The sequence below is a fragment of the Promicromonospora sp. NPDC110617 genome (assembly GCF_055598465.1).
This window is the reverse complement of sequence record NZ_JBVKBM010000004.1, coordinates 155,106-173,926: the sequence shown is the minus strand read 5'-3', so window position 1 is coordinate 173,926 and position 18,821 is coordinate 155,106. Positions and strand designations below refer to the sequence as shown.

The 18,821-nt window shown below is 74.9% G+C and carries 17 protein-coding genes; 9 read left to right on the top strand and 8 right to left on the bottom strand.

Going from position 1 to position 18,821, the window contains the following annotated elements:
- Window positions 1-7: 7 nt before the first annotated feature.
- The 3 genes from ACZ7LE_RS22595 (at window position 8) to ACZ7LE_RS22585 (ending at window position 3,928) form a co-directional block, all read left to right on the top strand.
- A complete protein-coding gene (locus ACZ7LE_RS22595) occupies window positions 8-967 on the top strand; it encodes a zinc-binding dehydrogenase (protein WP_470405479.1) in 960 nt (319 codons plus the stop codon).
- Between the two features lie 146 nt (window positions 968-1,113).
- The gene (locus tag ACZ7LE_RS22590; protein WP_470405478.1) at window positions 1,114-2,796 is read left to right on the top strand and encodes a discoidin domain-containing protein; all 1,683 of its coding nucleotides are present in this window, start codon (window positions 1,114-1,116) and stop codon (window positions 2,794-2,796) included.
- A 109-nt stretch (window positions 2,797-2,905) separates the two neighbouring features.
- On the top strand, window positions 2,906-3,928 hold the full coding sequence (locus tag ACZ7LE_RS22585; RefSeq protein WP_470405477.1) for a LacI family DNA-binding transcriptional regulator: 1,023 nt from the start codon (window positions 2,906-2,908) through the stop codon (window positions 3,926-3,928).
- A 47-nt stretch (window positions 3,929-3,975) separates the two neighbouring features.
- On the opposite strand, the gene ACZ7LE_RS22580 is transcribed toward ACZ7LE_RS22585, so the two are convergent.
- Complete coding sequence (locus ACZ7LE_RS22580; RefSeq protein ID WP_470405476.1) at window positions 3,976-6,018, bottom strand: restriction system modified-DNA reader domain-containing protein; 2,043 nt, start codon at window positions 6,016-6,018, stop codon at window positions 3,976-3,978.
- 132 nt (window positions 6,019-6,150) lie between these two features.
- Between ACZ7LE_RS22580 and ACZ7LE_RS22575 the strand changes: the two genes are divergently transcribed.
- On the top strand, window positions 6,151-6,807 hold the full coding sequence (locus tag ACZ7LE_RS22575) for a LysE family translocator (RefSeq protein ID WP_470405475.1): 657 nt from the start codon (window positions 6,151-6,153) through the stop codon (window positions 6,805-6,807).
- Window positions 6,808-6,869: 62 nt separating this feature from the next.
- Here the strand turns inward: ACZ7LE_RS22575 and ACZ7LE_RS22570 are convergent, their stop codons facing one another.
- A complete protein-coding gene (locus ACZ7LE_RS22570; protein WP_020017921.1) occupies window positions 6,870-7,193 on the bottom strand; it encodes a thiamine-binding protein in 324 nt (107 codons plus the stop codon).
- A gap of 71 nt (window positions 7,194-7,264) precedes the next feature.
- On the opposite strand from ACZ7LE_RS22570, the gene cofD reads away from it, so the two are divergent.
- The gene (gene cofD, locus ACZ7LE_RS22565) at window positions 7,265-8,206 is read left to right on the top strand and encodes a 2-phospho-L-lactate transferase (RefSeq protein ID WP_470405474.1); all 942 of its coding nucleotides are present in this window, start codon (window positions 7,265-7,267) and stop codon (window positions 8,204-8,206) included.
- A complete protein-coding gene (locus tag ACZ7LE_RS22560) occupies window positions 8,203-8,991 on the top strand; it encodes an NTP transferase domain-containing protein (RefSeq protein WP_470405473.1) in 789 nt (262 codons plus the stop codon). Before cofD ends, ACZ7LE_RS22560 begins: the two co-directional genes overlap by 4 nt.
- Here the strand turns inward: ACZ7LE_RS22560 and ACZ7LE_RS22555 are convergent.
- Entirely contained in the window at window positions 8,988-10,619 is a 1,632-nt protein-coding gene (locus tag ACZ7LE_RS22555; RefSeq protein ID WP_470405472.1) for an aminotransferase-like domain-containing protein, read from the bottom strand. The two genes, ACZ7LE_RS22560 and ACZ7LE_RS22555, sit on opposite strands and share 4 nt — an antisense overlap.
- Before the next feature lie 90 nt (window positions 10,620-10,709).
- Between ACZ7LE_RS22555 and ACZ7LE_RS22550 the strand changes: the two genes are divergently transcribed.
- Window positions 10,710-11,693, top strand: coding sequence for an aldo/keto reductase (locus ACZ7LE_RS22550; RefSeq protein ID WP_470405471.1), 984 nt, complete (start codon window positions 10,710-10,712; stop codon window positions 11,691-11,693).
- A gap of 37 nt (window positions 11,694-11,730) precedes the next feature.
- Here the strand turns inward: ACZ7LE_RS22550 and ACZ7LE_RS22545 are convergent, their stop codons facing one another.
- On the bottom strand, window positions 11,731-12,345 hold the full coding sequence (locus ACZ7LE_RS22545; protein WP_470405470.1) for a nitroreductase family protein: 615 nt from the start codon (window positions 12,343-12,345) through the stop codon (window positions 11,731-11,733).
- Between the two features lie 130 nt (window positions 12,346-12,475).
- Between ACZ7LE_RS22545 and ACZ7LE_RS22540 the strand changes: the two genes are divergently transcribed.
- Both ACZ7LE_RS22540 and ACZ7LE_RS22535 read left to right on the top strand, forming a co-directional pair.
- Entirely contained in the window at window positions 12,476-12,805 is a 330-nt protein-coding gene (locus ACZ7LE_RS22540; protein WP_020017913.1) for a cupin domain-containing protein, read from the top strand.
- Between the two features lie 69 nt (window positions 12,806-12,874).
- On the top strand, window positions 12,875-13,411 hold the full coding sequence (locus ACZ7LE_RS22535; protein ID WP_470405469.1) for a hypothetical protein: 537 nt from the start codon (window positions 12,875-12,877) through the stop codon (window positions 13,409-13,411).
- A 54-nt stretch (window positions 13,412-13,465) separates the two neighbouring features.
- Here the strand turns inward: ACZ7LE_RS22535 and ACZ7LE_RS22530 are convergent, their stop codons facing one another.
- The 4 genes from ACZ7LE_RS22530 to ACZ7LE_RS22515 all read right to left on the bottom strand — a co-directional run bounded on the left by ACZ7LE_RS22530 (window position 13,466) and on the right by ACZ7LE_RS22515 (window position 18,727).
- A complete protein-coding gene (locus ACZ7LE_RS22530) occupies window positions 13,466-16,561 on the bottom strand; it encodes an FAD-binding and (Fe-S)-binding domain-containing protein (protein WP_470405725.1) in 3,096 nt (1,031 codons plus the stop codon).
- Window positions 16,562-16,680: 119 nt separating this feature from the next.
- Window positions 16,681-17,124, bottom strand: a complete 444-nt coding sequence (locus ACZ7LE_RS22525; RefSeq protein WP_470405468.1) for an OsmC family peroxiredoxin — start codon at window positions 17,122-17,124, stop codon at window positions 16,681-16,683.
- A gap of 81 nt (window positions 17,125-17,205) precedes the next feature.
- Window positions 17,206-18,129 carry a hypothetical protein gene (locus tag ACZ7LE_RS22520; protein ID WP_470405467.1) on the bottom strand — a complete coding sequence of 308 codons (924 nt, stop codon included), beginning with the start codon at window positions 18,127-18,129 and terminating at the stop codon, window positions 17,206-17,208.
- Between the two features lie 55 nt (window positions 18,130-18,184).
- Window positions 18,185-18,727: an RNA polymerase sigma factor gene (locus tag ACZ7LE_RS22515; RefSeq protein WP_470405466.1), complete on the bottom strand. Its 543-nt coding sequence runs from the start codon at window positions 18,725-18,727 to the stop codon at window positions 18,185-18,187.
- Window positions 18,728-18,821 lie beyond the last annotated feature (94 nt).

Below are 18,821 nucleotides of genomic sequence, written 5' to 3'. Positions count from 1 at the left end.
CGGCCGCATGCTTGCCGCCTACGTGACCCGCTTCTCGCCCGACAGCCCGCTCGACGGCCTGGAGGTGGGCGAGCGACCCGAGCCGGAGGCCCCGGAGCACTGGACCACCGTGGAGGTCCGGGCCTCGTCCCTGAACCACCACGACCTGTGGTCGCTGCGCGGTGTAGGCCTGCGGGAGCAGCAGCTGCCGATGATCCTGGGCACCGACGCCGCGGGCATGGCCCCGGACGGGTCCGAGGTGATCGTGCACGGCGTGATCGGGGCCGACGGCCACGGCGTCGGGCCGAAGGAACCCCGCTCGCTCCTCTCGGAGCGCTACCCCGGGACCCTCGCCGAGCGGGTCGCGGTGCCCACCGCGAACCTGGTACCGAAGCCCGCCGAGCTGTCGTTCGAGGAGGCCGCGTGCCTGCCGACGGCGTGGCTCACCGCGTACACGATGCTGTTCACGCAGGGCGGCCTCACGCCGGGCGACCGCGTGCTGGTGCAGGGCGCGGGCGGCGGGCTGGCGACGGCGGCGGTCGTCCTGGGCGCGGCGGCGGGCCTGGAGGTCTGGGTGACGTCGCGCTCCGCCGAGAAGCGGGAGCGGGCCGTCGCGCTGGGCGCGGCGGGCGCCGTCGAGACCGGCGCCCGGCTGCCGGCACGCGTCGACGCGGTGCTCGAGTCGGTGGGTCAGGCCACGTGGGCGCACTCGATCCGCTCGGTGCGGCCGGGCGGCTCGGTGCTGGTGTGCGGCGCGACGTCGGGCGACGCTCCCCCGGCCGAGCTGACCCGCATCTTCTTCCAGGAGATCCGGGTCCAGGGCGTCACCATGGGCTCGCGGGAGGACCTGGGCGCGCTCGCCCGGTTCTGCGCCCGGGCCGGCGTCCGCCCGGTGATCGACGCCGAGGTGCCGCTCGCGAAGGCCGCCGAGGGCCTGGCACGCCTGGACGAGGGCGGACAGTTCGGCAAGGTCGTCGTCCGGCCCTGACCTGGCTCCGACCGCCCTCACTTACAGGTCGGTCAGCAAAGTTCGTCGAAAGCCTTGACCGGGGTCCGGAATGTCCGCGACCATCTCAGAGAGCGCTCTCTCAGATGGCTCAACGTGCCAGACCGACGTTCGAAGGAGCACGTCACATGCGCAGACACGTCCGCACGCTCGCGGCGGCCACCACCGCCGCAGCCCTTCTCGCCCTGGGGGCGATCACCCAGGTCACCACCGCTTCGGCCGCCGCCGAACCGCTCTCCCAGGGCCGGCCGGTCACCACCTCCAGCACCGAGTTCGACTGGAGCACCGGCGCCGCCGCCGTCGACGGTGACCCCGGCACCCGCTGGTCCAGCGCCGCCGCCGACAACCAGTGGATCCGCGTCGACCTGGGCTCCGTCCAGGCGATCGACCGGGTCGTCCTCGACTGGGAGACGGCGTACGCGTCCGGCTTCCGCCTGGAGACCTCCGCCGACGGCGCGGCGTGGTCCACGATCTACTCGACCACGACCAGCACCGGAGGGGACCAGAACCTCGACGTCGACGGCTCCGGGCGCTACCTGCGCCTCTGGGTCACCCAGCGCGCCACCCAGTGGGGCGTCTCGCTGTGGGAGCTGCAGGTGTTCGGCACCGGAGGCGGCACGCCCACCGACACCTCGCTGCTCTCCTACGGCAAGCAGGGCAGCGCCTCCAGCTCGCAGAACGACGGCAACTGCTGGCTCTGCTCCCCCGACAAGGCCTTCGACCTCGACCCGGCCAGCCGCTGGGCCGTCAGCCCCGACACGGGCTGGGTCGACGAGGGCTGGATCGCCGTCGACCTCGGCGCCGCCGCGCACGTCAGCAGCGTCGTGCTGCAGTGGGACCCGGCGTTCGCCACGACCTTCGACATCGAGGTGTCCGACAACGGCTCGACGTGGCGCACCGTGCACACCACCACGAACGGCACCGGCTTCAAGCAGACCATCCCGCTCGACGCGGACGGCCGGCACGTGCGCGTGCACCTGCGCGACCGGAGCGGGCCGTACGGCTATTCGCTGTGGGAGTTCCAGGTCTACGGCACGGGCGGCGCGCCCACCGCTCCCCCGGCCGAGCCCGCCGACCCCGACTTCGACGACCTCGACCTGGTGTGGAGCGACGAGTTCAACGGCGCTGCGGGCACGCCCGCCGACGGCTCGAAGTGGCACATCGACGCCGGCCTGCCGCAGAACAACGAGCAGCAGGTCTACACCCCGAGCGGCAACGGGTTCCAGGACGGCCAGGGCAACTTCGTGCTCGAGGCCCGGCGGGAGGACCGCGACGGGCGGCAGTACACGTCGCACCGCATGAACACGTCCACCACGTTCCACGCCCAGTACGGCCGGTTCGAGGCGCGCGTGAAGGTGCCGGAGGGCCGCGGCCTGTGGCCCGCGTTCTGGATGATGGGCTCCGACTTCCTGGACGGCCGCCCGTGGCCGTACAACGGGGAGATCGACATCATGGAGTTCATCGGCCAGAACCCGACCCAGGCCCACTCCACCCTGCACGCCCCGGCGTACAACGGCGGGGGCGGCTACGGCGGGGCGTACACCCTGCCTGACGGCTCGAAGATCTCGGACGGGTTCCACACCTGGGCCGCGGAGTGGGACAGCGATGGCATCCAGTTCTCGCTCGACGGCCGCGACGTCTTCTACGCCGACAAGGACACCGTGGAGTCCACCCGCGGGCCGTGGGTCTACGACCACGAGTTCTACCTGATCCTCAACCTCGCGGTGGGCGGTGACTGGCCGGGCCCGCCGGACGCGAGCACCCCGTTCCCGTCCCGCATGCTGGTCGACTACGTCCGCGTCTACCAGTAACCCGACCTCGTTGAGTGCTGGGTATTTGCGGGGTTCGCAGCCTGTGGACCACAAATACCCAGCACTCAGCGGTGACGGGTGGGGGTGGGGGTGGGGGTATAAAGGGCTCGTGCCGAACCGTCCCACCCTGGAGGTCGTCGCCTCCGTTGCCGGGGTGTCACGCGCGACCGTGTCGCGGGTGATCAACGGGGTAGCCACCGTCGATCCCGGGATCGTCGAGGTGGTGCGCCGGGCGATCGACGAGACCGGCTATGTGCCCAACCTCGCGGCCCGGTCGCTCGTGACGCGCCGCACGGGCTCCGTCGCGCTCGTGGTGTCGGAGCCGCCCGAGCAGCGCTCGCCGTTGCCGTTCCTCGAACGCCTCTTCACCGACCCGTACGTGGGCCGCGTGACGGCGGGGGCGCAGGCGGTGCTGCGGCCCCGCAACATCCACCTCGCGATCATCCCGGCCGACCCGCCCGCCCACGAGCAGGTGGTGCGCTACGTGCGGCAGGGGCACGTCGACGGCGTCCTGCTCATCACGTCCAGCTCGGCCGACCCGCTGCCCGCGCGGCTCGCCGGCCTCGCCGTCCCGCTCGTGCTCTCGACCCGCACCACCGTGCCGGACGTCGCCTGGGTCGACCTGGACCAGGCCGCGGGCGGGCGGCTGGCCGCCGAGCACCTCGCCGCGTCCGGGCGCACCCGGCTCGCGGTGGTCGCCGGGCCCGCCGACGCGCCGTTCGGGCACGAGCGGCTGCAGGGGTTCCTGGACGGGGTGCGCGCCGCGGGTCTGCGTGCACCGGAGGTGGTCCCGGCCGACTTCACGCGCCCGGGCGGCGAGGCCGCGGCCCGGGCGCTGCTGGCCGCCCGGCCGGACGTCGACGGCGTCTTCGCCGCGAACGACCTCATGGCGGACGGCGTCTCCACCGCCCTGCGGGCCGCCGGCCGGGACGTGCCCCGGGACGTCGCGGTGGTGGGGTTCGACGACTCGAGCGTCGCCGCGCAGGCCCATCCCCCGCTCACCACCGTGCGCCAGCCCGTCGAGGACATGGCCGACGCGATGGCGCGGCTGCTCCTCGCCGAGCTCGACGGCGGGACCACGGGCGGGTCGGAGACCTTCGTGCCCGAGCTCGTGGTGCGCGCCTCGGGCTGACCGGCCGGCGCAGGCCGTCCGGCCCGCGCCGGCCGGCCCGTACAGGCTCAGGCGAACCGGCGGGAGAACTCCTCCACGAGGGTGGGGCCGGTGTCGCCGATGCGCCACACACTCCAGCCGTCCGCGGTGTACGAGCCCGAGGCCGCGGTGGCGGCCGAGTCCGGGTGCCGGTACCGGGCGCCGTTGGCCAGCTCGATGGCGCCGTCCGGCAGGAGCATCGCCTCGAAGTGCTGGTTGCGCCGCGGGCGCGACCACACGATCCGGGTGGGCATGCCGATGCTGCGGGCCAGCGCCTCCAGGTCGGGGTCGTCCTCCTCCTCGAACAGCATCGGGGTGCTGGCCCGGATGCTCTCGCCCGGCGGCACCGGGCGGGCCGGCGCCTCGGGGGCGCTCGACGGGTAGGGGTCGGCGGCGAACGACGTCTGCCCGTAGCCGTCGTCCGGGCCGGCCAGGTAGCCGCCGGACTCCCACGGGCTCTGCTCCACCACGACCGGCGCCGGGCCGTCGGCGTAGGGCGACTGGTAGCCGGGCTGCTCGCCGTAGCCGTAGCCGCCCTGGTCGCCGTAGCCGGAGGCCTCGGCGGAGTAGTCGTACGCGGGCGCGGCGGACGCGGGCGCGAAGGACGACTCGGACTGGAAGGCGGGCTCGCGCTCGTAGCGGGGCCGGGTGATCTCGAAGTCCGGCGTCTCCGGCTCGGGCGCGGCGGCGTAGGCGGGCGCCTCGTCGTACGGCGCGGGCTGCCAGAGGTTCTCCTCGGCCTGCTGCGGCGCGGGGGGCGGCGGGGGCGCGTACGGCGCGTCGGCGGACGGCGTCGGGCCGGACGCCGGGTAGCCCGGTGCCGGCTCGTCCGGCTGGCTGGAGGCCGCGAACCGGTCGGTGCGCGAGCGGCGGCGCACCGACGGGGCGGGTGCCGGGGCCGGGGCGGGCACCGGCTCGGCGGGGGTCTCCGCGCGGGCCGGCGCGCTCGCGCCGCCCAGGGAGGACCGGCTCGCGGCGAGGCGCGGCGGCGTGCTCGGCGTCGGACGGGACTCCGCACCCGGGCGCACCCGGGAGACCGGGGCGCTCGGCGGGGCCGGCGTGCTCGGCGGGGCCGGCGGGCTCGGCGGCACGTCGGCCGGCGTGACCTGGGCCGGCGCCGCCTCGGACGACGCCGCGGCCTGCGCCCGGCGGCCGGCGCGGGTGCCGGCGGCGCGCTCGGGCGTGCCCCGCTGGGCACCCCCGCGGAGGCTCGACCGGAGGCCGGTCGCCGCGTTGGTGGGGCTGGACGGGCCGTCGGCCACGGGCGGCTTGGGCGGCGCGGGGCGCTCGGACCGGGCCTGCGGGGCCTGGGCGACGACCGGCATCTTGCCCGTGAGGGCGTAGCCGACCTTCACGCCCTCCTCGAAGGCGTCCTTGGGCGCCGAGGCGCCGCCGCCGGTGACCCCGCCGGTCACGCCCGTACCCATGGATGTGCTGACCGAGCTCGTGATGGTGCCGCCGATCGGCGCCGACTTCGGGGCCGGAAGACCGGGCGGCAGGTGCACGACGAGCGGCGACACGTCGAGGAACTTGCGGCCGTCGTTCGAGTTCACGACGCCCATCTTCAGCACCTCGACGGGCATCGAGGGCTGACGCAGGAAGTCGACGGCGTTGAGGATCTCGTCGGGCGCGTTCTGGCAGATGATGATGAGCCGCGCGCCCCCGCCGCCGTTCTTCCCGGCCTGCGTGCGCGTGATCGGCACGCTGTCGTAGAAGGCGGCGACATCGTGCTGGAACGAGCTGGCCCCGCCGCGGTAGCGCGCCGCGAGCTCGGCGCGGGTGAGCCGCCCGGCGGCACCGGCGTGGTCGAGCGCCTTGGCGAGGTTCTCGCGGTCCAGGTCTGCCACGAGCTCCACGACGACGGGCGAGCCCGACGCGTCGAGGGCGAGCAGGTGGGGCTCGTCCGGGCCGGAACCCTGCGCGATCGGGAAGACCTCTTCGCCGAGGAGCCCGTCGATGTGGGAGTCGACCACCTGGTTGGCCGTGGTCTTCAGGCCGGGTTCGGAGCCGTCCGGGCCGTTGGCCGACGTCACGAGGAGTGGCCGTTGGGTATCGACCTCGAACAATGGCATCTCGTGATCTCCCCGGGTCCTGCGGCATCGGTCCGCCTTAGCCTAAAGGCCGCTGGCAAGTGTCCGGAAACACGGGGGTGAAGGTGTAGTGAGACTTGTCCCGGGGTCCTGTCACGTCTAGGGTCCCGGGCCATGACGAGCGCCGCGCCCACGCTGTGGCCCGTCCTGCTCGCCGGCCTGGTCGCCGGGTACGCCGTGGCCCTGCCGGTGGGACCCGTCGCGTCCTACCTCGTGGGACTGGCCGCCCGGCACCCGTGGCGGGTGGGCGTGGCCGGTGCCCTCGGGATCGCGACCGTGGACGGCACCTACGCCCTGGTCACCGGCCTCTTCGGCACGATCGTCGCCGACCTGGTGGCACCCGTCGCCGGTCCGCTCCGGGTCGCGTCCGCCGTCGTGCTCGTGGTGCTCGCCGCCCACGGCGCGTGGACCGCGTGGCGCGAGCGGGCGGCGTCGGACGGCGGGACGCGCACCGACCCGCTCAGCGCGCCGCGTGCCTTCGGCAGGTTCGTGGCGATCACCGCGATCAACCCCGGCACTGTCCTGTTCTTCGCCGTGGTCGTGACGGGCGGCGCGCTGCTGCCCGACGCCGCGGCGACCGGCGCCGCGCCGGTCGCCGCGGTCGTGTTCGGGGTCGCCGCGTTCCTGGCGTCGGCGTCGTGGCAGCTCGTGCTGGCCCTCGGCGGGACGCTGCTGGGCCGGGTCCTGTCGGGGCCGCGCGGCAGGCTGGGCACGGCGCTGGCGTCGTCGGGCCTGATGGTGGCCCTGGCCGTCGTCATGCTGCTGGGCTGAGGCCGCGAGGCGACGCCGCGGACGGCGCCCGGCGCCGCGCCGCTCAGGAGGCGCCGCGCCCCTCAGGAGTGGCCGGTCTCCGACTCGTCGGCGGCCAGCCGCTCCTCGACCCGGGCGATCTTGCTGTCGATCTGCCCGGCGGCGGCGCCCGGCCGGATGTCGGCCTTGATGACGAGGGACACCCGGTGCCCGCCGCGCGCGACGGAGTCGGTCGCGCGCTGGATCACCGGCATCACCTCGTCCCAGGACCCCTCGATCTCGGTGAACATCGAGGTGGTCCGGTTCGGGAGCCCGGACTCCCGGACGATGCGGACAGCCTCGGCGACCTGGTCGGCGACGGACTCGCCTGCGGTCATGGGGGCTACGGAGAACGCGAAGACAGCCATACCCCCATCCTGCCCCCTCCGGCCGGGTCCGGGAGGTACGGACCGGGGCGACGCGCACGTAGGCTCGACGCGTGAACGTCACCCTCCTCGCCGGCGGGGTCGGCGGTGCGCGGCTCGCGCACGGCCTCGATCTCGCGCTCGGCGCGGCACCCACCGGAAACCAGGCCTCGGCCCTGACCGTCGTCGTGAACGTCGGCGACGACACCGAGCTGCACGGCCTCGACATCTCCCCCGACATCGACACCGTGCTCTACACCCTCGCCGAGCTCAACGACGAGGAGCGCGGCTGGGGCCTGCGCGGCGAGTCGTACGCGACGCTGTCCGCGCTCAAGGACCTCGGCGAGGACACCTGGTTCACGCTCGGCGACCGGGACCTCGCTACCCACATCGTGCGCACCGCGTGGCTGCGCCGGGGTGAGCCCCTGTCCGCCGTCACGGCGCACCTGGCGGCCGCGATGGGCGTCCGCCCGCGCGTGCTGCCCGCGACCGACGACCGGCTCGCGACCCTCGTGGACACCCCGTCGGGGCGGCTCGGCTTCCAGGAGTACTTCGTGGGACGGCAGCACGCGGACGCCGTCCTCGGCCTGCACTTCGACGGGGCCGACGTCGCCCGCCCGGCCCCCGGCGTGCTCGACGCGCTGGCCGCCGAGCTGGTGGTGCTCGCGCCGTCCAACCCGTTCCTGTCCATCGAGCCGGTCCTCGCGGTGCCCGGGGTCCGGGACGCGCTGGCGACCGCCCCCGGCCGGCGCGTGGCGGTCAGCCCCATCGTGGGCGGGCAGGCGATCAAGGGACCGGCCGCCCAGATCCTGGAGTCGCTGGGGCACGAGGTCTCCGCCCTGGGCGTGGCCCGGATCTACGCGGACCTCGTGGACGTCATGGTGATCGACGAGCGCGACGCGAACCTCGCCGGCCCCGTCGCCGACCTCGGCCTGACCGTGCACGTCACCGACACGATCATGGGCGGCCCGCCCGGCCGCGAGCGCCTGGCCCGAGAGCTGCTGGCGTTCGGATGACCCGCTCGCCCGGGCAGGGCGGGGGCACGACGGCGGTGGTGCCCCTGCGGGACGGCGTCTCGGGCAAGTCCCGGCTCGCCGCGGTGCTCGACGCCGGTACGCGGCGCCGGCTCGTCCGCGTGCTGGCCCGGCACGTGGTGTCCACGCTGCTCGCGGCCGACGGGATCGACCGGGTGGTCGTGGTGACGGCGGACCCGGTCTTCGCGCGCGAGACCCTGGCCGGGCTGCCGGTCGAGGTGCTGGAGCAGCCCGCCGACCGGCCGGGCCTGAACGCCGCGCTGGAGCACGCCCGGGAGGTCCTGGTGGCGGGTGCCGGGACGGGCGACGGGGCGCGTGACGCGGCGGGCGATGCGGCGGGCGACGGGACGGCCGCCGCGGCCAGTCGGGGCCGCCTCCTGGTCGCCCACGCCGACCTCCCGGCGCTGACCCCGGCGGACGTGTCGGCCCTGCTCGCCGAACACGCCCCGGTGGTGATCGCTACAGACCGGTACAAGTCGGGCACCAACCTGCTGCTCCTCCCCTTTGAGGCCCGGGTTTCTCCGCTTTCGACGGCCGCAAAGAGAAGAAACCCGGGCCTCGAAGGGGAGTTCCGGTTCCGGTTCGGCGTCGGGTCGCTGGCGGCGCACCTCGCCGAGGCCGAGGCTCGGGGGCTGGCCGCGTCGGTCGTGGACCGGCCGGGCACCGCCGTCGACCTGGACACCGCCGACGACTGGTCACAGCTCCCGGACGAGGTCCGCTCCGCCGTGGTCGCGCAGGTGCCCGGGCTGCCGGAGGTCGCGAGCTAGCCGACGCCGCCGGCCTTGGGTCCCGCCGCAGGACGTCGCGGCCCGGCCGAAGCCGCCTCGACCGCCGCCCGCAGGCCCCGGATCGCCGCCGGCAGCCGCGCGTCGGCCAGGTTGCCGTAGCCGACGACGAGCACGGTCGAGCGGGCCGACGGCGCGGCCTGGTACCGCCGCAGGTCGACGAGCGCGATGTCCCGGGCCGCCCCCTCGCGCACGACGGCGGCGGCGTCGACGGCGGCAACGTCGACGGCGTCGTCGTCGTCGACCACGGCGGCAGCGTCGACGGCGGCGGCGACCGCGGCAACGTCGACCCCGGCGGCGTCGACCCCGGCCGCCCCGCCCGGCCCGACCCGTACCCCGGCCAGGTCCACGGTCACGTGCATCCCGGCCGCGATCCCGCCGATCCGCGCGCCGGGCAGCTCGCGCTCCAGGGCGGCCAGGAGCGCGGCCCGGCGCCGGCCGTACCGGGCCCGCGCCGCGCGCAGGTACCGCGCATAGGCGCCGTCCCCGACGAACCGCGCGAGCGTGAGCTGGTCCAGCGTCGCGGGGCCGGGTGCGGGTCCCCGGCGCACGGACACGTCCAGCACCGCGGCCCGCCAGCGCTGCGGGACCACCATCCAGCCGATCCCGAACGCCGGGGCCAGCGTCTTGCTCGTCGAGCCGAGCAGCAGCACCCGGTCCGGGTCGAGCCCCTGGAGCGCGGGTACGGGCCGGCGGTCGTAGCGGAACTCGGCGTCGTAGTCGTCCTCGATCAACAGCCCGTCCACCTCGCGCGCCCAGTCGAGCAGCGCCGCGCGCCGCGCGTCCGGCAGCGCCGCGCCCAACGGGAACTGGTGCGCCGGGGTGAGCAGCGCGGCCCGGGCCCCCGTCCGGGCGGCCTCGGTGCGCAGCCGCACGGGCGAGATCCCGTCGTCGTCCACCGGCACCGGCACCGGGGTGAGGCCCGCCGCGGCGGCGACGTCGCGCAGCGCGGCCCAGCTCGGGTCCTCGACGAGCAGGTGCGTGTGGCCCGCCACGGCAAGGGCCGCCGCGATCCGGGACATGCCGTCGGCGGCGCCCCGGGTGAGCACCACGGCGGCGTCGTCGGGCCCGGACACCATCCGGGAGCGCCGGAGGTGCGTCGCCACCGCCGCGCGGGCCGCGGGGTGCCCGGCGGGCGGCTGCGCGCCCAGGTCCTGGTTGGTCGCCTCCGCGAGCGCCTCACGGGCCGCGCGCAGCCAGGCGTCGCGCGGGACGTGCCGCAGGTCGGGCACGCCGGGGGCGAGGTCGTGGGTGGCACGGTCAGGAGCGTGTTCGAGTCCGGGGCCCCGAGGTTCTGGTCGAGCGTGCCGGGTCTCGACAAGCTCGACCGACGGCTGCCCGGGCGCGACCGCGGCGACCCGCGTCGCCGACCCGGTGCGTGCCTCCAGCACCCCCTTGCCCACCAGGTGCCCGTACGCCTCCGTGACCACCCAGCGCGAGATGCCGAGGGCGTCGGCGAGCGTGCGGCTGGGCGGCAGCGCCGTGCCGGGGGCCAGGCGGCCGGAGGCGATGTCGCGGAGGATCGCCTCCTCCAGCCGGTGCCGTAGCGCGCCCGGACCAGGGGCCGGCGCGATCAGCACGTCGGCGGAATTGGTCTGGTCCGGGGCCATGGCATTGGACCGTAGCACCAGACCGATCTCTCCCTAGCGTGGTGCGTACCGGGCAGGAGCCCCGGGACGAGAACCGCCGAAGGAGCTGACATGCGGTACCGCACGCTGGACAACGGGCACACGTCGTTCGAGGTGTCGACGCTGTGCCTGGGCACCATGTGGATGGGGACCCGGACGGACGAGGAGACGTCGTTCGCGATCCTGGACCGGTTCGTCGAGGCCGGGGGCACCTTCCTCGACACGGCGAACAACTACAACGACTGGGGCGAGGGCTACGGTCGCGACTCGGAGGACGTGCTGGGTCGCTGGCTGGCCGCCCGCGGCAACCGGGACGACCTGCGGATCGCGACCAAGCTGGGCGCGGCGAAGAAGGACCCGGCGCTGCCGCTGTCGAACACGCCGCCCACCAACTTCCAGGGCCTGGGCGCCGCGACGGTCGACCGGGAGGCACGCGAGAGCCTGCGCCACCTGGGCACCGACCACATCGACCTGCTCTACGGGCACGTGGACGACCGGGACACGCCGCTGGAGGAGACGGTCGGCGCGTTCGGCAAGCTGGTCGACGAGGGCATCGTGGGGATCCCGGGCATCTCGAACGTCGCGCTGTGGCGGGTCGTCGAGGCGCGGGAGACCGCCGCGCGCCTCGGGGTGGCACCGTACGGCGCGGTGCAGCAGTGCCACAGCTACCTCTACCCGCGCCCGCAGCCCATCCGGACCAACTGGGCCACGCCCGAGCTGCTCGACTACGCCCGGTCCACGGGCACCGACGGCCGGCCGGGGCTCACCGTGCTGGCGTACTCACCGCTGCACCAGGGCGTGTTCAGCCGCGACGACAAGCCGTTCTACGACGGCGCGGACCACGCGGGCAACCGTGCCCGGATCACCGAGCTCCGGGCGGTCGCCGCCGAGCTCGGCGCGACGCCCAACCAGGTGGCGCTCGCGTGGCTCCTGGGCGGCGAGGTGCCGGTGGTGCCGGTGTTCGGCGCGAGCAGCGTGGCGCAGCTCGACGAGGCGCTCGGCGCCGCGGACCTGGTGCTGGACGACGAGGTGCGGGCACGGCTCGACGCCGCGTGAGGCCGGCCCGCGTGACGCCGGCCCGCGTGACGCCGGGTCACCACCCGCCGCGGTGCACCACCTCGTCCAGGGGCTTGCGCCGGCGGCGGGTGGGCGAGCCCTTCGCCCCGCCGTCGGCCGGGTGCCCGATCGCGACGACGCCCGTGATCTCGAACTCCTCCGGGATGCCGAGCTCGGCCCGGACCGCCGGGACGTCCGCGGGCGGGACGCCGAAGAAGCAGGCGCCCAGCCCTTCGTCGACGGCGGTCTGCAGCATGAGCAGCGACGCCATGCCGACGTCGACGTGCCAGAACGGGACGGGCCAGCGGGCCTCGTCGAGGTCTTCCCAGCCCTTGTCGGGTTCCGCGTACCGCCGCAGGTAGGCGGCCTTGGACGCGAGCGCCAGCACGATCACGGGCGCGGTGCGCATACCGGCGAGCCAGGCCGACATGTCGCGCTCCGAGCGCTCCGAGCCCTGCGGGGTGGACGCCGCCCAGAACCGGTCCCGGTCCTCGGGCGTCTCCAGCACCACGAACGCCCAGCCCTGACTGAACCCCGCGCTCGGGGCGCGGACGGCGTTGCGGGTGATCCGGTCGACGGCCTGCGCCGGGACGGGTTCGGCGGTGAACTTGCGGTGCATCCGCCGCGTGCGGACGACGTCCTGGAACTCCATGCCCGCATTCTCCACCGGCGGCGAACGTAGACACAGTCGCTCCATGGCCGCTCATGACGCGACCAGGCCTACGTTCGGCCACCCACGAATCTGGTTGCCGCGCCGTGGCGTGGCCGCCAGTCTGGGGAGCATGACTCTTCAGGCGATCGAGCAGGCGACGCTGCCGTACGGGAACTTCGAGGGTTACCTCCACGGCTCCGAGGTGTCCGTCATCTTCGAGAAGGTGGCCCAGGACGGCACCGGCCCGCGGCTGCACCGGCACCCCTACTCCGAGACGTTCGTGATCCGGTCCGGCCGGGCGCTCTTCACCGTGGACGGCAAGGAGTTCGAGGCCGTGGGCGGCCAGATCCTCGTGGTCGAGGCGATGGTGCCGCACAAGTTCCGCACCCTCGGCGCGGACCTCTACGAGGCGGTCCACATCCACGCCAACGACCGCTTCGAGACGGAGTGGCTGGAGTAGGCCGATTCACCCGGGTGGAATCCAGCCGGACTGCCGCCACCGGCACGGGAGCCGTGCCAGGATCCGGGCGTGACCGAACCAACCACCGACGTCCCGGCCCAGCGTGCCTTCGAGGCCGAGCTGCACCTGACGGCGCCGGACTACCGCGAAGCCCTGTGGCACTTCTCGATCATGAGCGCGTTCCGCGGGTTCGCGGTGACAGTGGTGTTGTCGTCCATCGTGCTGACCGTCCTGGGTGTCGAGTCCACCGACACCGAGTACCTGGTCCCCTGGATTTGGTCGCCACTCCTCGCACTGGGCATCGTCGCCTGGTTCGTCCCCAACCTGTTCGCCTGGCGCCTCCTGCAGACCTCTCCGTTCCGGGAAGGTGCCACGGTCCGGCTCGACGCAGAGCAGATCACGTACACCGGCCAGCAGTCCTCGCTGTCGTACAGGTGGCCGCTCGTCAGGAAGGCGGTCGAGACCCACTCGGCGTTCCACCTCGTGGCCGGCACAGGTCTGTCGGCGGCGGTCTGCGTCCTCCCGAAGCGCATGTTCCCCGTCGAGGACCACGTAGCGATGAGCGGCCTCATCCTGAGCAAGGTCGGGCAGCTCCGCCAGCGGTGAGCGGCGCCCTCGGCCAGAGCTCCCCACGCCTGAGCCTCTCGGCGTCGTCGTCGCCTACAGCCGGTCGGCGATGACCTCCAGCAGCGACCTGCCCTCGACGCCCATGAGGTCGAGCGCCTGGGTGCGGCACGAGAAGCCGTCGGCCAGGTAGGTGGTGCCGGGGGCGGCGTCGCGGAGCGCGGGCAGCAGCGCGTTCTCCGCGACCGCCACCGACGTCTCGTAGTGCCCCTTCTGCATGCCGAAGTTGCCGGCCAGGCCGCAGCAGCCCGCCAGCACCTCGATCTGCGCCCCGCCCTGCTCCAGCAGCGCCTGGTCCGCCTCATACCCCATCACGGAGTGCTGGTGGCAGTGCGGCTGCACGACGGCCGAGACGTCGGCCAGCGAGGGCAGCTCCCACTCGTCCGGGGTGTCGTCCGAGGTGAGCAGCTCCGCCGCCGTCCGCGTCATGCGGGCCACGGCCTGCGCGCGCGGGTCGTCCGGGAACAGGTCGATCAGGTCGGACCGCAGCACCGCGGTGCAGGACGGCTCCAGGCCCATGATCGGGATGCCGTTCACCGCGTACGGCCCCAGCACCTCCAGGAGCTTGAGCAGCCGGCGCCGGGCGCCGTCGAGCTGGCCGGTGGAGATCCAGGTCAGACCGCAGCACGCCTGCTCGTCCGGCACGATGACGTCGAACCCCGCGGAGGTCAGCACCTTCAGGGCCGCCTGCGGCACGGTCGGCGAGAGCGCGTCGCTGAACGAGTCGGTCCACAGGACCACCTTGGGCTTGGTCGCGAGCCGCGCCGCCGTCCTGCCCTCGCGCCCCGGCTCGCCCGTGACCGGCAGCCCGGGCACGCCGTGCGTCGCGCCGCCGCGCGCCCACCACTGGCGGAACGGCACCTCGGCGAACTTCGGCATCGACCGGCGGGTGTCCATGCCGCCCGCCCACAGCACCGCCTTGCCGATCCACCTCACGCCGAGCAGGGCGTTGACCAGCTCCGGGACGGCGCCCGCGAGACGCGCCCAGCGCGGCAGCCAGCCGAGGGCGTAGTGGTCCACGGGCCGCAGCTTGCCGCGGTAGGTCCGGTACAGCACCTCCGACTTGTACTGCGCCATGTCCACGCCTGCGGGGCAGTCGCTGGAGCAGGCCTTGCAGGACAGGCACAGGTCCAGCGACTCCCGGACCTCGGGCGCGGCGAGGCCGCCGACCAGGGTGCCGTTGACGGCCTCCTGCAGCACGCGGGCCCGCCCGCGCGTCACGTCCTTCTCGTCCTTCGTGGCCTGGTAGCTGGGGCACATGAAGCCGCCGGACGCCGAGTTGTCGGCCCGGCACTTGCCCACGCCCACGCAGCGGTGCACGGCCGTGGTCAGGTCGTTGTGGTCGTGCGCGAACGAGAACCCCTCGTACCCGGCCTTGCGGCGCACGCCGTGCCCCGAACCCTTGCCGACCAGCGGCAGCTTGGTGCGCACGGCCGCGGCGGCCGGGCGGCGCAGGTCGTCGTCCACGGCCCGCGGGCGCACGACGACGCCGGGGTTGAGCAGGTCCTCCGGGTCGAACAGGGCCTTGAACCGCTCCATCAGGGCGATGGCCTCGGGCGAGTAGATCAGGGGCAGCAGCTCCGAGCGGGCCCGGCCGTCGCCGTGCTCGCCGGACAGCGACCCGCCGTACCGGGCCACGAGCTCCGCGGCCTCCATCATGAAGGTGCGCAGCACCGAGCCCGAGGTCTCCAGCGGGATGTCGATGCGCAGGTGCACGCAGCCGTCGCCGAAGTGCCCGTAGGGCAGCCCGTCCACGCCGTAGCGGTCCATCAGCGCCTGGAGGTCGCGCAGGTAGGGGCCGAGCTTCTCGGGCGGCACCGCCGAGTCCTCCCAGCCGGGCCACGCCTGCTCCCCGGCGGGCGTGCGGCCGGCGAGCCCGGCGCCGTCGGCCCGGATCTGCCACATCTTGGTGGCGTCCGGTCCGGCGGGCAGCACGGCGGAGTCGAGCGCCGTCGACGCCGCGACGATCGCGTCCGCGCGGCCCAGCGCCTCGGCCTGCGACGAGCCGCCGACCTCGATCATGAGCCAGCCCGTGACGTTCGGGTCGCCCGCGCCCGGCAGCGGCGGGACCGAGGTCGCGCCCTTGGCGCGCCGCACGACGTCGACCAGCCGCGCGTCGAGCCCCTCGATGGCGAGCGGCTTGTGGTCCAGGAGCCGCGGGACGTCGTCGGCCGCGGTGGCCATGTCCGGGTAGCCGAGGACGACGAGGGTGGGCGCGCCCGGCACCTCGACCAGGTTGAGCTCGGCCTCCAGGACCGTGACGAGCGTGCCCTCCGTGCCCACGAGCGCGCGGGCGAGGTTCGAGCCGTTCTCGGGCAGGAGGTGCTCCAGCGAGTAGCCCGACACCTGGCGGCCGAACCGGCCGAACTCGGTGCGGATCAGCGCGAGGTTCTCCCGGACGAGCTCCTTGAGGCCGGGCACGTCGGCGAACTCCGGGTCGCCCGAGCCCGCGGTGAACCGCCGGCCGGCGCCGTCGACCACGTCGAGCGAGACGACGTTGTCGGCCGTGCGGCCGTACGCGACCGCGTGCGGGCCGCAGGCGTTGTTGCCGATCATGCCGCCGAGCGTGGCCCGGTTCTGGGTGCTCGGGTCCGGGCCGAACCGCAGGCCGTGCGGCTTGGCCGCCGCCTGGAGGGTGGACATGATCGTGCCCGGCTGCACGCGGGCCGTGCCGCGCTCCGGGTCGATCGCGAGCACCTGGTTCAGGTGCCGGCCCAGGTCGAGCACCACGCCAGGACCCACGGAGTTGCCCGCGACCGACGTGCCGGCGCCGCGCGCCGTGACCGGGACCGCCAGCTCGCGCAGCGCGCCGAGGGCCGCGACGACGTCGTCCGTGCTCTCCGGGAACACGACGCCCTCGGGGACCACACGGTAGTTCGACGCGTCCGTGGAGTACTCCGCGCGGCGGCGCGTGCTGGTGTCGACGGCGCCGCCCACGACGGTGCGCAGCGCGTCGGCGACCGCCTCGCGGGCGGCCTCCGCGGCGTGGTCCGCCTCGCGGCGGGCGGCCGTGCGCCGCTCCTCGCTCTCGGCGCGACGGCGCTCCGCGTCCTCGGCGGCGCGGGCCTCGGCCTGCTCGCGCGCGGTGCGGGCGGCCTCGGCGTCGTCAGCGGTGTGGCCCTTGTCGTTCATGCCGTTCAGGGGTCGGGCGTCGTCGTGGGTCTGGGGTGGCACCCCGCGATTCTCGCACCACGGGGCAGCAGATCGCGTCAGGCGTTCACGGGCGCGTGGCGCGCCCGTGAACGCGCTGATCAGCCTTCGAAGGTGACGTCGAGCGTGATCTGGCCGACGCCGGTCAGCGCCTTCGAGATGGGGCAGCCGACCTTGGCGGCCTCGGCGGCCGCCTTGAAGCCCGCCTCGTCGATGCCGGACGCGAACCCGCGCACCGTCAGGGCGCTCCTGCTGATGTGGAGACCGCCGGCCGGGTCCGGGCCCAGCGTGACCACGGCCGTGACCTCGATCTGCTCCGGCGTGGCGCCGGCCTGGCCCAGCTCGTTCGTGAACGCCATCGTGAAGCACGACGAGTGCGAGGCGGCGAGGAGCTCCTCGGGGCTCGTGACCCCGTTCGCCTCCTCGGCGGCGCGCGCCGGGAACGACACGTCGTACGTGCCGACGCCGGACGACGAGAGCTCGACCTGGCCCGACCCCTCCTGGAAGGTGCCGTTCCAGGCGGTGCGAGCGGTACGTGCTGGCATGGTGCACTCCTTGAAGATCGCGTTGTGACCTCGAACGGGTCCCTGCGTGCCCGACCCTACGACGCCCGCCGCGCCGTCGCGTCACGGCGTGAAGTCGAGGAGCTCCTCGTCCACCGCGAGCACGGTCCAGCTGCTGCCCGCGGCGTCCGCCAGGTCGTACGCGGGGACGAGCAGCACGGCGCCGTCCGGCAGGGTGTAGCGCACCTCGGTGAGCACCGCCGACACGATCGTGACGTCGTCGACGGGCCAGGCGATCGGGCCGCCGGGGGCGGGCGCCGCCGCGGAGGCGTCGCCGTCGGAACCGGACTGCCCGGCCCCGCGTGCCGCCGGCGCGAACCTCGGGTCGCCCAGGCGTTCCACGGCCTCCTCCTCGCTGACCACGGGGTAGCTACCCAGGCTCTCGCCGCCGACGGCGTGGACCTCCGCCGTCCGCGCCGTGTCGGAGAGGCCGACGCCCGCGTGGAACACGAGCCTGGTCGCCGAGCCCAGCTCGCCCCCCGCGGTGAGCGGCTCCACCCCCTCGGTCGCGGGCTGGTCGGGCGCCCCCAGGACGGACGTCGGCTCGTCGTCCGTCCTGGACTCCGCCTCGCCGGACCCGGACTCGGAGTCGGCCCCGGAGTCGGACCCGGACTCGGGCGCCGCACCGACGTCCTGTGCCGTGGTGGCCATCTCCAGCCCGGACTCGCCCGCCAGGTAACCGCCGCCGCCCGCCGCGACGATGCCCGCCACGGCGGCGGCGACCAGCCAGGGCGTCCGACGGCGGTGGCGCCGCACCGCGATCTCGTCCACCCGCCCGGCCCCGGCGGTCTCGCGCCGTGTCGGCTCGGTCCGGGTCGGCTCGGTCCGGGTCGGCTCGGCCCGGGCCGGCTCCCGCCCCGGCCCGGAGATCAGCGCGTCGACCTTGGCCCGGAGCACGCCCTCGACCGGTTCGGGCGCACGCTTCGCGGGGTCCGCCGCCGTCAGGCGGTCGAACGCCGGGTCCTCCGGTCGCTGGTGCTCGTTCATCGCTGTCCCTCCGTGCCGTGCCCGGCTGCGCGCCGTCCATACCCTCTACATGTGCTCATGCGTCCACCGCTTGCTCGTGCGCGTCCCACGCGTCGCGCAGCCGGGCCCGGGCCCGGGACAGCGCGGCGTCGGCGCCGCCGCGGGAGACGCCCAGCACCTGGGCGAGGCGGTCGCCCGACAGCCCGTCCCAGGCGACGAGCAGGAGGATGCGCCGGTCGCGCGGGGACAGGCGGGCCAGCACCTGCCGCACGGCGTCGTCGTCCACGGCCAGGGTCGCGGGGTCCACGTCGTCGGGTTCGTCGGGGACGATCGCGACCGGCAGGGCGCGCATCTTGCGCCGGTGGTTCGCCAGCACGTAGCCGGCGGTGCGGTAGAGCCAGGGCAGCGCCGCCGCGTCGGGCACGTCGTCGCGCCGCCGCCACGCGGTGGCGAGCACCTCGGCGGCGAGGTCCTCGGCGTCGGAGGCGCGGCCGCCGTCCGGCAGCCGGCGCACGAAGTAGGAGTAGAGGGCGCGCGAGTGCGCGTCGAAGAGCGCGCCGAACCAGGCCTCGTCGTGCTGGGGCGGCTCGTCCTGCGGGGCGCCGGGGCTGTCGTCCACGACCTCACTCTGTCGCGGGCGCCCGGTTCCTTGCACCCCCGGGCACAGGAGAACCCCGGCGGGACAGGTCCGTCCCGCCGGGGTTCTCCGTCAG